13 protein-coding genes are annotated in these 16,007 nt (G+C 50.9%); 6 read left to right on the forward strand and 7 right to left on the reverse strand.

Annotated elements, in window-relative coordinates:
- The 7 genes from yiaK to J5224_RS16575 all read right to left on the reverse strand — a co-directional run.
- On the reverse strand, positions 1-782 hold a 782-nt coding region (gene yiaK / locus J5224_RS16545; protein WP_264626416.1), incomplete at its 3' end, for a 3-dehydro-L-gulonate 2-dehydrogenase.
- 76 nt (positions 783-858) lie between these two features.
- Positions 859-1,872: a Zn-dependent oxidoreductase gene (locus tag J5224_RS16550; protein WP_264626417.1), complete on the reverse strand. Its 1,014-nt coding sequence runs from the start codon at positions 1,870-1,872 to the stop codon at positions 859-861.
- A 179-nt stretch (positions 1,873-2,051) separates the two neighbouring features.
- Complete coding sequence (locus J5224_RS16555) at positions 2,052-3,509, reverse strand: mannitol dehydrogenase family protein (protein WP_264626418.1); 1,458 nt, start codon at positions 3,507-3,509, stop codon at positions 2,052-2,054.
- A 42-nt stretch (positions 3,510-3,551) separates the two neighbouring features.
- Complete coding sequence (locus J5224_RS16560) at positions 3,552-5,096, reverse strand: MFS transporter (protein WP_264626419.1); 1,545 nt, start codon at positions 5,094-5,096, stop codon at positions 3,552-3,554.
- A 30-nt stretch (positions 5,097-5,126) separates the two neighbouring features.
- Entirely contained in the window at positions 5,127-6,533 is a 1,407-nt protein-coding gene (uxaC, locus tag J5224_RS16565; RefSeq protein WP_264626420.1) for a glucuronate isomerase, read from the reverse strand.
- 35 nt (positions 6,534-6,568) lie between these two features.
- Positions 6,569-7,783, reverse strand: coding sequence for a D-mannonate dehydratase ManD (gene manD / locus J5224_RS16570; protein ID WP_264626421.1), 1,215 nt, complete (start codon positions 7,781-7,783; stop codon positions 6,569-6,571).
- Between the two features lie 148 nt (positions 7,784-7,931).
- A complete protein-coding gene (locus J5224_RS16575; protein WP_264626422.1) occupies positions 7,932-8,840 on the reverse strand; it encodes a LysR family transcriptional regulator in 909 nt (302 codons plus the stop codon).
- Positions 8,841-9,259: 419 nt separating this feature from the next.
- Between J5224_RS16575 and J5224_RS16580 the strand changes: the two genes are divergently transcribed.
- The 6 genes from J5224_RS16580 (at position 9,260) to J5224_RS16605 (ending at position 15,988) form a co-directional block, all read left to right on the forward strand.
- The gene (locus J5224_RS16580) at positions 9,260-10,231 is read left to right on the forward strand and encodes an alpha/beta hydrolase (protein ID WP_264626423.1); all 972 of its coding nucleotides are present in this window, start codon (positions 9,260-9,262) and stop codon (positions 10,229-10,231) included.
- 552 nt (positions 10,232-10,783) lie between these two features.
- Positions 10,784-11,497, forward strand: a complete 714-nt coding sequence (locus J5224_RS16585) for a 4Fe-4S dicluster domain-containing protein (protein ID WP_264626424.1) — start codon at positions 10,784-10,786, stop codon at positions 11,495-11,497.
- A complete protein-coding gene (nrfD, locus tag J5224_RS16590) occupies positions 11,490-12,452 on the forward strand; it encodes a cytochrome c nitrite reductase subunit NrfD (protein ID WP_264626425.1) in 963 nt (320 codons plus the stop codon). Before J5224_RS16585 ends, nrfD begins: the two co-directional genes overlap by 8 nt.
- Before the next feature lie 3 nt (positions 12,453-12,455).
- The gene (locus tag J5224_RS16595; protein ID WP_264626426.1) at positions 12,456-13,832 is read left to right on the forward strand and encodes an MFS transporter; all 1,377 of its coding nucleotides are present in this window, start codon (positions 12,456-12,458) and stop codon (positions 13,830-13,832) included.
- A 75-nt stretch (positions 13,833-13,907) separates the two neighbouring features.
- Positions 13,908-14,255, forward strand: a complete 348-nt coding sequence (locus J5224_RS16600) for an FMN-binding protein (RefSeq protein WP_264626427.1) — start codon at positions 13,908-13,910, stop codon at positions 14,253-14,255.
- Between the two features lie 218 nt (positions 14,256-14,473).
- The gene (locus tag J5224_RS16605; RefSeq protein ID WP_264626428.1) at positions 14,474-15,988 is read left to right on the forward strand and encodes an FAD-dependent oxidoreductase; all 1,515 of its coding nucleotides are present in this window, start codon (positions 14,474-14,476) and stop codon (positions 15,986-15,988) included.
- The last annotated feature ends 19 nt before the right edge of the window (positions 15,989-16,007 follow it).

A 16,007-nucleotide genomic window follows, 5' to 3' on the forward strand; every position in this document is an offset into this window, starting at 1 on the left:
CCGGTGCAACTCCCCTTTTGAATTTTATCAATTTCATTGGTTGGATGACCGGCAGAGAGCAATGCCGCCATCGCATCCAGCAAAATAGCCATACCAGAACCTTTCCAATAGCCGGTAGGCAGAATGCGCATGGACTCTTCAATCGGGCCCGGCTCATCCGTCAAGTTACCGTCTTTATCAAACCCACCCGGGAACGGCAGTTTTTCACCTTTGAGGCGTGTGACCTGCAATTTTCCGTAAGCGTACTGCGACATCGCCATATCCAGAACCAATGGCCCCGCCTTGCGCGGCACGGCCATCACAAACGGGTTATTCCCCAAACGCGGGTTCTTTGCGTCCCATGCAGGCATACAAGACTCGGTATTGGTCCAGCAGATAGCAGCATAGCCCCGTTCAGCGGCTTTCCAACCATAGGTGCCGCCGCGCATCCAGTGCGTCGTGTTCTTCAACGCCACGATGCCAACACCATTTTCACGCGCCAGCGCAGTCGCGCGTTCAACAGCAAACAGCGCATTGGTTATGCCCACACCTTGTTGACCATCATAGATTTCCAATGCCCCCAGCGCTTTGACACACGCTGGCTCAGCATGAATATCTACCCAGCCTTTATTAACGTAGTCAACAAACCGGGCAACACGGTTTAATCCATGAGAATAAATACCGTCACAGCTGGACTCGGTATGTATTTGTGCACAGGTGTCTGCTTTCTCTTGATCCAGGCCCGCATTAATGAGCGCCTTTTTAACCGTTTCCTTCATAACATCAAATTGAATTCTTTGCATATTATCCTCATTCTTTTGTGTAGAGTAGGCAGGTATGAGTACGGGTCTCCATTCACGTCTGGACACCGGTCTTGAGCTAAAAACGTAAAATAACCTTACAGCAGCTATGACGATCGTTTTCAAACGTTGCCATCGCGCTGACCACCTCCTGATACGGATAGCGGTGAGTAATCAACTTACTGGGATCGATCAACCCCGCACGCAGCCAGTCGATAACAATCGGAAATTTATGCGCATTGAGGCGCGAGGAATAAATACTCAGTTCCTTGCTGGTGATCCCTTGCTGCGTGACGGTGCACGGGTCTGCCGAGAAGCCCATCAAAACAATGCGGGCTGCGGGAGACGCAAGCGTAATCGCCTCTTGCAGAATGGATGGATGGCAGGCAGCATCAATAATCAACGTGGGTCGATATCCCCGACGAGCCAGCTCATCCGGTAAGGACAGGTGCGTGGTATCAATAACGTAATCCGCGCCACTTTGCCGTGCCATTTCAAGCCGCTCGGGGATGCGATCGACCACGATCACGGTTTGTACCTGATAAACCCCTTTCAGCACCTGAACAGACGTTAAGCCCATCGGCCCTGCGCCATAAATCAAGGCGCAATCTTGTTCTATCGGTTGAACCTGACCCGCGACATTTGCCGCAATCGTAAAAGGCTCAACCATTACCGCGAATTCATCACTCACATCGTCAGGAATGTGATGCGCGTTACGAGCAGGCACCACGGCGTATTCACTGAAACCACCGTCACGATGCACGCCCAATACCACCAGTTCAGTGCACACGTTAGGTTTGCCAATCGAACACGGATAACAGTGACCGCAGCTGACAACAGGATCGACAGAAACACGTTCACCCACGCGCGTTTCCTCAACGCCCTCACCTACTGCTTCAATAACGCCAAAAAATTCATGACCAATCACTCGAGGGTATTTAGCAAAGGGGTTATGACCGTGGTAGATATGGCTATCTGAGCCACAGATCCCTGCCAAACTGATTTTTACCCGAACATCCCCTGGCGAGGGCTGCGGGATAGCGCGTTCCTCAATGACCAGTTGGTTGGGTTGTGCGATAACAATACTTTTCATTCAGCAACCTCATCAACATCAACACACATACTACCATACAAGAAGGGGCGAAGAATAATCCATGAGCAACATCACATTAACACTCAGTCACACGTGGAGATACTCGAACGGGCTTATTTAAAAAGCGTTATTTTACAGACAAATAACGCTTTTATTTCTTGCATTATCAGGCGATAAAATTACCAGACCAGCGTGCGCAGCGTCTGTTTTACCCCATGCTGAAGCAAAGACTGATAGTAGCGCGTCACCGTCGCCACAAACTCACGTTGTTGCGGCAGGTCTTGCCCAAAGATAGCCTCCAGACCCAACAATGCCTGAACGCGGGCTTCTCCCTGCGCGCTGTTACGTACCACGTCAGCCAGCACATCACGCAACGGATCGCTGATATCAATCGCGTTCCCTTGCTCATCCACGCCGCCGACATAGCGCATCCACCCGGCCACACCGAGCGCCAGCATGTCAAAACGGCTGCCGTGCGCCAGATGCCAGCGAATGGAATCCAGCATACGCTGTGGCAGCTTCTGCGAGCCGTCCATGGCTATTTGCCAGGTACGGTGCTTCAACGCACGGTTGCGGTAACGCTGTAACAGCGCGTCGGCGTAAGCCGCCAGATCGACACCCTGTGTGCGCAGCGTGGGCGCCTGCTCTTGCAGCATCAGGTGATGTGCCGCGCTCACTAGCGCCTCATCCTGCATACAGTCGCTGATGTGCGCATAACCCGCCAGATAACCGAGATACGCCAGGAAGGAGTGGCTGCCGTTCAACATGCGCAGCTTCATCTCTTCATACGGCAGTACGTCCTGTACCAGCTCCGCCCCCGCCTTTTCCCAGGCGGGACGTCCGTTGACGAAGTTGTCTTCAATCACCCACTGAAAGAACGGCTCGCAGGCAATGCCCGCCGGGTCGTTCACACCCAGCAGTTCAGTGATTTGCGCCAGCGTTTCTGGCGTCATCGCCGGTACGATACGATCCACCATGGTGGAAGGGAACGTCACGTGCTGTGCTACCCACTGTGCCAGCTCAGGGTCCTGACGCTGTGCCAGTTGGGTTATCACGTTGCGTGTCACATGGCCATTTTCCGGCATGTTGTCGCACGACATCACGCTAAACGGCGGCACGCCGAGCGCTTTACGGCGTTTGATCGCCGCCAGAATCACCCCCGGCAAAGAACGCGGCTGATCGGGATGCTGGAGATCGTGCGCAATCAGCGGATGTTCTGCATTGAGCTGCCCGGTCGCCGGATGATGGCAGTAGCCCTTTTCCGTCACCGTGATGGACACGATAGCAATATCGGGTGCACTTAATGCCGCCAGCACCGCCTCGATGCCGTCCAACTCGGCGTGCAGGGCAGTTTTGGCAACACCGACAATGCGGCTGGTCCAGCCATCGTCCGCCATTTCCGATACGGACCACAGCAGGTCCTGCTCGCGAATATCCTTAATCTGTTGCTCACCACCAATCAGGTTGATTTCGCAATAGCCCCAACCGCTGCCGAACTGTGCGGCCAATTTGTCGGCACACACCGCCTGGTGGGCGCGGTGAAACGCGCCGAAACCAATGTGGGCAATACGCGCGACCAGTTTGCTGCGGTCATATTCAGGCACCGCGGCTTTTGCCTGTAAGAGAGACGTTGTCATAACAGTTTTTCCCTACATGGGTGCTTGCGCACCCGATTACATTTACTCACCCACCGTCGACGCTGCCCGAGTGCCTTTCACCGATGACACGTCCTTCTGGTGCCACAGGGTGTCATAAGGATGGCCGGTTAAATCCTCGACGATACGACGTGCTTCAGGTGATACATCTTGTTTTCTGCCATTGGCTTTCAGGCGTTCCACTTCATCGACAAACACTTTGTGCGTGGTTTTATTCAAGCTGAAGGTCAATGCCTGCCACAGCGCTATCAACAACAGGCTTGCGGTGCCGATAAACATCAGACCGGCAATGGTTTGAATCGCTTCCTGCGGTTGTGCCTGGCTGCCTTTGACAAAGCCGCCCCACTGCAACATCAGGCCAACAACAAAGGTGGCAATCGCGACCGTGGTTTTACGCGAGAAGGTCATCACCGCGGCAAACAGCCCTTCACGACGCTGACGGGTGATCATCTCGTCAATATCGGGAATGAACGGGAACACGTTCCACGGAGTGAACTCCAGCACGCAGCGACCCACTTGGTAGAAACCGGCCAGCGCCACCAGCATCACCATCTTGTTGTCCACCGGGAAACGGTAGACGTAGAAGAACCCGGCCAGACACAGCATCATCAGCGTGTAGGCGAAGATATACAGGCGTGACGGGCCATATTTGATGATCGCCAACCCGGATAACAACGTCACTGGCAGCCCGACAATACTCATGGAGAGCAGGCTTCCGGCAAACGCCGAGGAGACGTTCAGACAGTAGACGCAGAAGAACACAAATACCGTGTTGTAGACATCTTTCGCCGTGAAGGAGAACAGATAAATCGCCAGATGTTTTCTAAAGGCGCGCACACGCAAGGTTGAGGCATAATCCTTGAACAACCCGCCCAGCATACGCAGTTTTTCACCCAGGGTACGCGGCGGTGATTCCGCTTCCAGTTCTGCCAGCATTTCCGGCGTCAGTTCACGTTCCCAGGTCACTTTCCAGGAGATGAACACGCACACCATAAAGATGACTGAGAACATCACACCGTTGATCAAGTAAGCGTTAGCATCATGCTCACCGTAGTGCTTGATCAACAAGCCAGGGATAAAGGTCGCAAGAAACGTCCCTAGCGCCGAGAGGAACATACGGCAGGTAGAGAGTTTGGTGCGCGAGTTAAACCCTTTGGTCATTTCAGACGGCAGCGTCTCCCACGGGATCAGCACCATCGCGGCAATGATTTCAAACGCCAGATACACCGCCAGATAGAACCAGTAATTCATACCGTTGAGCCACAGCAGAGAATACACCAGCATCAGCGGCGAACCGACGAGCAGAAAGAATCTGCGGCGACCGAATTTCTTACCGAAATAGTTTTTATAAAAGTGGTCGGTAAAACTGCCCATAAACAGGCTAACAATAGCATCGACAATACGCGCAATGGCGACAATCGAGGCAGCTTCCACCGGCGTTAAGCCCACAAAAGTGGTATAAAAAAAGAGTAACCAGGCCCCGATAACGGTAAAGGCTCCGCCACCCATAATATCCGTCAAACCATAACCAATACTGACCGGTATAGTCACTTTCTTAGAAGCAGACATGTTCTATCCTCATTAAAATGAGAGTAATAATCAGAATTTAAAATAGTGTAGGGCGTTATCGTGACAAATATTTCTTACCATACGTTGCAGGATAATGTCATCCGCGGGAAATTCCCCGGCATCGATCCATTGTCCAATTAATCCACATAATATCCGGCGGAAATAATCGTGACGTGGGTAAGAAACAAAGCTGCGCGAGTCAGTCAGCATACCGACAAAATTCATCAGCAGCCCTTGATCCGCCAGCGCGTTAAGCTGGCTCAACATGCCACGGCGCGTATCGTTGAACCACCAGCCTGACCCGAACTGAAGCGGTGATTTAACGCCCTCTTCTCCGGACTGGAAGTTAGCAATCGTCGAGGCCACAATGTCATTGTAGGCCGCGTATAAGTTATAAATGATTGTCCTGGGTAAATGATTCTCCTCGGCCATTGCATTGAGAAAGGCATTGAGATTGGCGGCCAACCGGGGTTGATCGGCAATAGCGTCAAACCCGCTATTTATCCCCACTTTTTCCAACATGCGTTGGTTATTATTGCGGATCGCGCCGAAATGAATTTGCATAGCCCAATCATATTTTTTATATAACCGGGCTAGCGTAATAAATAATACGCTTTGCCAAATACTCTCATCCGCAGCGGTGATTATTTCACCCTGCATTTTTTTCAGGAATACCGTATCACCCTGTACCGTGGTGAACGGAGTAAAAGTCAAATCGCCCAGCCCGTGATCGGAAATACGGCAGCCAACCTCGTGGAAAAACTGTACCCGCGCTTCCAGCGCACGCTCAAAATCCGTGAACCGGGTAATGGTTTCGCCGGTCAATTCCGCCAAACGCACCAAGGCAGCCGAGAACTGGTGTCTGTCGTTCGAGAAAAACTCATCCGGTCTAAAGGTCGGCAACACTTTAGGGGTGAAACTGGCATCCTGCCTCAACAACTGATGATAATGCAGAGAGTCCAGCGGCGAATCCGTGGTGCAGATAACCTCAACCCGAGAGCGCGTCATTAACGCACGCGGTGTGAAAGCGTCATCCTGCAACTGGCGGTTGCAGGCATCCATGATGTCACGCCAGTTGCGGCTACTCAGCATCTCGTCAATGCCGAAGTATTGTTTCAGTTCCAGATGTGTCCAGTGATAAAGCGGGTTACCGAACGCTGCTTCAACGGTTTCGGCCCACGCCTGAAATTTCTCTTCAGGCGTGGCATTGCCGGTGATCTTCGCTTCTGGGATGCCGTTGGCGCGCATCGCGCGCCATTTATAGTGATCGCCCGCCAACCACAGCTCCGTGATACTGCTGAAACGGCGGTTTTCATAAATATCTTTGGCTTCCAGATGGCAGTGGTAGTCGATAATCGGTAAATCACGCGCCACCTGCTGATAGAGTTTGACCCCGGTCGGGCTGCCTATCATAAAGTTGTCGTTAATCAAGCTCATTGCTTTTCTCCTGCATCATCACAGTCGATGACCACTTACCAGTTCCACAGTGTGCCATCTTCCAAACGTGCTACCGGCAGGTAGGCCGGTTCGTAGGGATATTTCGCCGCCAGTTTTTCATCAAACTCGATGCCCAGCCCCGGTTTTTCACCCGGATGCATGTAGCCATCTTCAAACGTCCAACTGTGCGGGAACACCTCCAGCATCTGCTCGGAATAACCCATGTATTCCTGTACGCCAAAATTCGGCACCCAGAGATCGAAGTGCAGCGCGGCGGCCATGCAGATCGGTGACAAGTCGGATGGGCCGTGTGAACCGGTACGAACCTGGTACAGCGACGCAAAATCGGCAATGCGGCGCATGCCCGAGATACCGCCCGCATGCGTAATGGTGGTGCGGATGTAGTCGATAAGCTGTTCTTCGATAAGCTGCTTACAATCCCAAATGCTGTTGAACACTTCCCCGACGGCAATCGGTGTTACCGTGTGCTGACGAATCAAGCGGAAGCATTCCTGATTTTCTGCGGGCGTCGGATCTTCCATCCAGAACAGGCGGTAGGGTTCAACACTTTTACCAAAGCGGGCAGCTTCAATCGGCGTCAGGCGGTGGTGCATGTCATGCAGCAAGTGTTCGTTGAAGCCGTATTTATCACGTACGGCCTCAAACAGTTTCGGAGCGAAATCCAGGTACTTTTCCGTTGACCACAGTTGTTCTTCGGGCCAGTTACCTTTAGTAGCGGGTTCATACGCCAGGCCTTTTCCTTTAGCCATGCCGTAGGTGGTTTTCATTCCCGGCACGCCACACTGCACGCGAATCGCTTTGAAGCCCATTTCGCGATGTTTGGCGTAATCATCCAGCGCTTCATCAACGCTGTGCCCGGTGGTGTGGCAATACACCATTACGCCCGTGCGCGACGCACCGCCCAGCAGTTGATACAGCGGCATGTTGGCAACCTTGCCTTTAATGTCCCACAACGCCATATCCACCGCCGAAATGGCTGACATGGTTACCGGACCGCGACGCCAGTAGGCACCTTTATAGAAAAACTGCCAAATGTCCTCAATCTGCTGTGCATCGCGCCCAATGAGCTGCGGGCAAACATGGTCTTTCAGGTAGGAAGCCACCGGCAGCTCACGCCCATTCAGCGTGGCATCGCCGATGCCGGTCACACCGTCTTCGGTAGTGATTTTCAGGGTGACAAAATTACGCCCCGGACAGGTAACAAATACTTCAGCACTGATAATTTTCACGTCAATATCCTTGTACATCACGATTTAATGCCGACTACCATACAAGTAGATCTAGTATTAAAACATGACCAAATTCACATTTACGCACGATGAGGGAAATTGTTCGGAAGAAAATCAGTCAGTGCTGCCCGGCCAATACCGGGCGTTATTAGCAGGCAGGACGAAGAGAGAGGCGGTTTTCTTCAATAAAATCAATGAAGAGCTTAACCATAGGGATCTGCGCACTGCGCTTGAGATAGCTGACCGCGAAAATGCGGGGCAACGGGGTTTCCAGCGGTGTGATGGTAATATCGTAACCTTCAAGGCTTCCGGCAACCTGGGTGCACAAGAACACCACGCCGTTCTGGTTCATGACCAGATCCATGATGATATCGATATTGCTGCATTCACGGAAATAGCTGGGTTTCAATCCCTGCTTGGTATAGGCATCTGAAACAATGGCATGCTCACCGGTGCCTTTCTGCGGCACAATCAACCGCGCCTGCGCCAGGGTTTCAAGGCTCAGCGTTTTATGCTGCGCCAACGGATGGTTGCTCGCCATCACGGCCACCAGTTGATCTTCATACAGCACCTGATGTGCAAACAGCGGATCGTCCTGATAGTCGGCAAACGGCGTAGAATAGGAGAAATGGAGATCGCCGTTACGCACCTTTTCTAACAGATCCATGCTAACACCGTCGATAAATGACATCTCAATGTTAGGATAGCGCCGCTGAAACTGGCTAAAGATTTCGTAATGGCGCAGACGATTGAATATCGGAAGAACACCGACTAACAATGCACCATCGTGGCTGTCTTCATAACCACGAATAAATTGCTCAATATCGTAATATTCTCTAATTATGCCTCGTATTTTTTTGGCAAATGCCTTACCAAAAGGGGTCAGAGAGAATTGACGCGTGGTACGATTTATCAGTTTTCTTTCTGTTTCCTGCTCCAGGCGCGCTATCTCCTGCGAAAGAAACGCCTGGGAAATATTCAGCGTTTTCGCTGCTTTAGTAAAACTGCCAATGCGAATCAGCTCATGATAGTAGACAAGGCGCTTAATATTTATCATTGATGCCTTAATTTATAATTAATCGATATAACTATTATATTAACACACAAAAAAAACAAATGTGACAAGAGACACAAATAGTATGTTGCCGAACGTGCTTAAATGAATTCCGCATGACAAAACAATATATATTATTTATATGTGAATGCCAGGTTGCATAAATGGCATAGGGAACCTGCACCTCAATAAAACGATGTTAGCAGCATAAAGCTATTTTTCATTATTTACGTTATGCACACGTTTGTGGCGCAAAGACACATTGCCGCATTGCTGCATTGCTGCATTCATCTGCGAAAAAGATATTCGCCTCTTTACGCGAGTCGCATCAACCTCTTTTTTAGAGGCGCTATTCGCGCACGCCCTATTTCTGGGGCTACAGAGGTTGGGAAATAATGCTTGTTAATCACTAAGGAATGATGATGTCTACCAACAATAAATCGATGGCGCTGTGCCTGCTTTGTGCCTTAGGTGGCTTATCCGCGACTGCCGCTATCGCAGATGCGCCGTTACATACGTTGTCCATAAAGAAGAGTGTTCCATCGGTAAAATTGATCTCCAACGTGGTTTTCTCTCAGGTGCCAATGCGCGGCTATTCCAACGTGGCGCTGAAAATGGATATTTTGCAGCCTGAATCGCCGAAAGCCCTGCCTGCCGTGCTGTTTGTCACCGGCGGCGGTTTTATCAACGCCAACAAGGATAACTTCGTCCAGCAACGTCTGGCGATGGCAGAGGCAGGCTACGTGGTTGCCAGCATGGAATACCGTGTAGCACCGACCGTGCTGTTTCCCGCGCCGCTTGAAGATGTGAAATCAGCGGTACGTTATCTGCGAGCACAGTCTGGAAAATTTGGCATTGATGGCGCGCATATTGCGGTATTCGGCGCATCGGCTGGCGGCTATCTGGCGGCCTTTACCGGCACATCGAACGGCGACAAACAGTTTGATAAAGGGGAAAATCTGGATCAAAACAGTCAGGTTCAGGCGGTGATCGATTTCTACGGACTCTCCGATTTGCTACGCGTTGGTGAAGGCTTCCCTGATGATGTGGTACAAAAACACACCTCCGCGTCAGCAACCGAGGCTATCTGGGTAAACGGCACTTCCGTCTTCAACGATGGCGGCCCGATCACACGCTATCCTGAACGCGCTGCCGCCGCTAACCCCATCAATTACATTAACAGCAATACCCCTCCGTTCCTGATTATGCACGGCACCAAGGACACCGTTGTCTCACCGCGCCAAACGGAAATACTGCATCAGGCATTATTACAAAAGGGCATTGATTCTACATATTACTCGGTGAACAACGCACAGCACGGTGGTGATTACTGGATGCAGCCTGAAATTATGAAAATTGTGATCCAGTTCTTGGATAAACATTTAAAGGGCTAATATTCACACTATTTTAACGCACTTTCCTCCTTCGCGCCTGAATATTCAGGCGCGTTTTTCCCCGTAGACATTGATACTCTCACGTCACAGTTTTCATCATTATTTATAAGCCGATCACACTATTTCATGCTAATAAAAATGATTCTCAATTGACTCTATTACATTATTTACCTTTCATTCACAGTTGCTCATGGTATTTAATGACACGCTATATTTATCTTCCTGAAATTTATAATAAATCCAGATAACTTTTATATTAATCTTCAAAACTGCAAATGTGATTTACTGCACACTCTAATCACTATGAGGTATGGTCAAATAAAACCCATAGGAAGCTCATGGTTTACGTGCGTCTTATATTTTTTATCGATAAAAAATTTCTGATGCCTGCTGGGTACCGATATAAAAAAGTTTTTGTTCACTGTCTCAGGGGAGTTCTTCCACACTGCGTCACAACGAATCAGACATTACAAAAGCCAATCACCCGACGATTTTTCGGTACCGACATCAGCATGACTACATCAACTAGCATTCAATACTGAAGGTGATGTTATGGAAGATCATTCCCGCCGCCGATTTCTTGCCTACATGGGGAGTGCCATTTTTGTGACTGGCAGTTCCTCATTGGCATTAGCAAATGAGGCTGCACCGCAAAACGCGACACCCGCTACTGGCGCTCCGAAAGGGGTACGTTATGGCATGCTGCACAACGAGTCACTGTGTATCGGCTGTAAAGCCTGTATCGGTGCCTGCAAAGAGACCAACAATGTCCCCGATGGCGTTACTCGCCTCGAAATCCTGACCTCGGTGAATATTCCGCGCACCTCGACCAGTCGTGCTGTACGCCAATATTTCCGTAAATCCTGCCAGCATTGCGAAAACCCACCGTGCGTTTCCGTGTGCCCGACCGGTGCGTCCTTCAAGGATGCGCTGACCGGCATCGTCGATGTTAACGACAAGCGCTGCGTAGGCTGCCGCTATTGCATCGCGGCCTGCCCTTACCACGTGCGCTTTATTAACCCAGTAACCAACACCGCCGATAAGTGCAACTTCTGCCGTGAGACCAATCTGGCCGCAGGCAAAAAGCCGGCCTGCGTCGAGATCTGTCCGACCCACGCACTGGTATTCGGTGATTTGAACGATCCGGCCAGCGATATTTCTCAAATGATCCTCGCGAACCCGACCTATCGCTCCAAAGTGTATCTGGGTACCGAACCGAAGCTCTATCGCATTCCTGGTAAACGCGGGGTAATCGACAATGCTTAATGCTTTCCACTTCGACACGCTGGTATGGGACTGGCCCATTGCCATCTATCTGCTTTTGGTGGGCATTTCCGCGGGCATGATCACCCTGACGATGCTGCTGAAATATTACGTGCCCGCAGAGTACAGCGGCAAAAATCCCATCGTTATCGCGACGGCAGTCGTGGCACCGTTGTCGGTGATGCTTGGTCTGATTATTCTGATCTTCCACCTGACTCGCCCAATGACCTTCTGGTATCTGATGGTCTTCTATAACCCGGGCTCCATCATGTCACTCGGTGTGATGCTGTTTCAGGTCTACTTCGTGTTTATCATCCTGTGGCTGGTCAGTTTGTACCGCGATGAACTGCTGACGCTGGTGAGCAAGTTCAACAACGGTGGCCTGCTCTCTCTGGTGCGAAACCTGAGTACCATTATCCAGAAACGTATCCGTTGGTTTGAAAACACGCTGTTGGTGTTAGCCATCCTGTTGGGCTGCTATACCGGCTTCCTGCTGTCAGCGCTCAAATCCTTCCCGATGCTGAACAATCCGGTACTGCCGGTGCTGTTTCTCGCCTCGGGCACCACGTCAGGTATTGCAGTGGCGCTGTTGGCCGGGGCCTTTAATCGCCGGTTTATTGCAGAACACAAGGGCACACTGCATTTCATCCACAGGATTGAAAACCCGGTGGTGTTCGCAGAGATCTTCTTGCTGTTCGCTTTCTTTGTCGGGTTGCTGTTGGGCGGCGGTCAGAAGACCCTGTCGGCACATAACGCGCTGACCGGTTTCTGGGGCGCTGTGTTCTGGATTGGGGTTATCGGCGTGGGCATTGCGGTGCCGCTTATCGCCGGGTTCCTGAAGAACCACGACAGTGCGCCAAGCCGCAAACAGATGGCGTTTATGGCCGGTCTAAGCCTGCTCGGTGTGTTCCTGCTGCGTATGTTTGTCCTGTACGCCGGCCAGATGACAGTAGCTTAAATCATGAAGACGTCGTGGACCCTGTTCTGGATTGCATCCATCACTTTTTTTATGCAATCCGTCGACACGACGATGCTGTATATCGCACTGCCAGCCATTGCGGAGGCGCTTCACCAACCGGTGCTACATATGGAGCTGATTGTTATCTCCTATGTGGTCACCGTGGTGGCTTTCACCCCCGTTAATGGCTGGATGGCAGAGCGACTGGGTGAACGCAACACCTACCTTGTCGCCATTGCCATTTTTATGACGGGCTCGCTGCTGTGTGTCACCGCAACGTCTATCGTCAGTCTGAGCGTGTTTCGGTTTATACAAGGGATCGGCGGTGCGTTGATGCTGCCGATAATCAGAACCATCATTTTGAGGACCACGCCAGATACCATGAAACTCCTATTCCTCAACCGCATTACCCTGCTGGGGTTACTGGGCACCATGATTGGCCCGGTAGTGGGGAGTTTGATGGTCAATATGCTGTCGTGGCGTCTAATTTTTGTACTCAATATTCCCCTGTGCCTGATGTGCCTGTGGCTTGCGAGAACCCATATTCCCGCCAGTATGCAGGTTACACATTTTCGCGGAGACAGCTTCAAGCTGATGCTGCTGGTCGGCATGCTGTTCCTTGGCACCTTTCTGCTGACAGCGGTGCCGAAAAACATCATCAGCCTCCCACTGAGCGCCGCATTGGCCCTCGGCGGGTTCAGCCTGGCATTCCTCTATTTCAAACGGGATATGCTTGCCGTGCGGCCTCAACCGCGTGAAAACCTGTTTACCATTAAAACGTTTTCCATCGGCGTGACCAGCGGCATTGTCACGCGCGTTTTACTCTCTTCGATTCCGGTGGTGATGTCGCTGATGCTGCAAACCCAATTAGCGTATGACCCCGCCACCGTAAGCCTGATTTTGCTGCTGTTTTCCAGCGGTGCCCTGCTCTCTAAACTGGGCTTTGAGCCACTGATCAAACGGATTGGCTACCGCAAACTGCTGCTGCACACCACGGTCTTTACCTCACTGTGTATTTTTGCCATGAGTGCCGCCGTGCAGGAGAACGCCACCCTTTTCATCGGCATTATTGCCGTGCTGCTCGGCATGTTGATTTCGACGCTGCATTCCGCAGAGAGCACACTGGCCTTCAGCAATTTGAGTCACCATACCTATAACAACGGCAATAACATTATGACGGTGACTCAGCTGCTCTCCATTATGGTAAGCATGGCATTAACCTTTCCCATGCTGCGTTTTCTTTCTCGCATGGAGAGCGCCATTAATGTAAACAGCTTCAGTTTATTATTTATTTTACTCGGTATCGGATTACCCATTTGTTGTTTTATATTTATGCATCTCAATGAAGATGACGGCCATCATTTTATTCATGGGAGATAAAGAAGAACTCGCGAAATAATTTTTCCGTTCAATATTACATTGAATATTTATACACTTTTTATTGGAACCGTTAATATGAAAACATTTCAGGGTACGGCAGCTTTTTGTCTGCTGATTGCATCAGGCTTCGCGTTTGCAGACGGCGATTTTAAAGCAGGCACCTATTCTTCCGCCAGCACCGGTATCGGTGGTGATGTGACTGTCACACTCGATGTGGATGCGCAAGGAAAAATCAATAAAGCCACGGTTGACGCGCCTTCTGAAACGCCAGAAGTGGGTGGGGAAGCGGCAAAAGTGTTGGCTAAAAGCTTCGTTGAAAAACAAAGCGTCAACATTGATGGCGTGTCTGGTGCCACATTAACCAGCGAAGCCGCACTAGAAGCCGCAGGCAACGCGTATAATCAAGCGAAAGTCACTAAATAACCATTATTTATTTCTGCCAGCCACGCTGCGTAATAAATAGTCAATTAAACATCTCTGCTGAATAATATCGGCAAGATGGCGACTACGCATTATTCCTTTTTACCTTAAAAAGAATAACGCGAGCATGGCCCCCTTTTGCCAAAAAACAACAGGGGGAATAATAAGAGTACAACCATCGCATCAATATTTTTATTACAACTATTGAGAGTGGAGAGTATATGAAAATAGTCAGGAGAACGCTGATTGCAGCCGCCTGTTTATCGCTGTTGGGTACCGGTGCTGTCAATGCAGAAACTATCGTAAAAACGGCTGACGTGGTAATTATCGGTGCCGGGGCTTCAGGCACATCCGCCACCATGGCCGCAGCCGAAAAAGGCGCGAAAGTTATTCTGTTGGAAAAACAAGGTGTAGTCGGCGGCACCGGGAATTTTGCGGAAGGGATCTTCGCCGCAAACAGTTCCATGCAAAAACGTCAGGGGATTATCGTTACCCCGGATATGGCATTCAAAACCATCATGGAATACAGCCACTGGCTGGCAAACCCGTTCGTGGTTCGCGCGTTTGTTAACCGCTCTGCCGATACCATCGAATGGGTGAAATCCAAGGGCATCAAGTTCGAATACATCGGTCCTGGGGGGCCAGGCGGGATGTTGACCTGGCACGTTATTGACGGACCGGGCCACGGTCGTTTCCTGATCAAAACCTTCCATGAGCAGTTTAAAAACATGGATGTCACCACCATGGTGAAAACCGCGGGTAAAGACTTGATCGTGAAAGATGGCAAAGTCACTGGCGTGACGGCGCAAGACGAGCAAGGCAACACCATCCAGATCGATGCCAAAGCGGTTATCGTCGCCACCGGTGGTTATGCCAACAACAAAGAGATGCTGCAAAAATACGTCGCCTTCCCAGATACCATTATGGTGGGCAACGTCGGTAAAGACGGCGACGGGATCAAAATGGCCTGGAAAGCCGGTGCCAAAGATGAAGGCATGGGTGTACTGCAAGCATACCGCCCTGGCCTGCCAGACTACGCACCAAACTCCCACATGCTGGCTGCGGCGCGCCAACCTTATCTGTGGGTAGATACCCATGGCCGTCGTTTTACCGATGAATCCAACGTCATCATTTGGCCTCACTCCGGTAATGCGCTCTCCAAAGCGGGCGGCATCATGTACTCCATCTTTGATGAAACCTCACGTAAACATTACGTGAACGACGGGATCGATGTACCGATCGGTGAATGGGTTATCGCTAACACCAAACTCACCAAGTTTGATGAAGAGTTTGACAAAGAACTCCAGAAAAACCGCGGCTTTGTCTACAAGGCACAAACGCTGGACGCACTGGCTAAAGCCATGGGCGTTGACGCCAGCGTGCTGAAAGAGACTATCGATCAGAACAACGTCTTTGCCGCGCAAAAACGTGATGAAGTGTTCAACAAGAACATGGATTACCTGCGTCCGGTGAAAACCGGGCCGTTCTATGCCGTTAAAATGCAGCCTGCCGCACTCGGCACGCTGGGCGGCGTGAAAATTAACGAGAAGATGCAGGCCATCAACAAAGACGGCAATGCCATCCCAGGCCTGTATGTCACCGGTAATGACGCAGGCGGCATGTACGGCGACACTTACGATCTGCTGTTAGGCGGCGGCACCTTCGGTTTCGCCCTGAACTCAGGCCGTATAGCCGCAGAAAGTGCGCTGGATTACATGCACTTCAAAAAACAATAATCCTGCTCTCCAGCAACCT

This window comes from Candidatus Symbiopectobacterium sp. NZEC135, assembly GCF_025962695.1.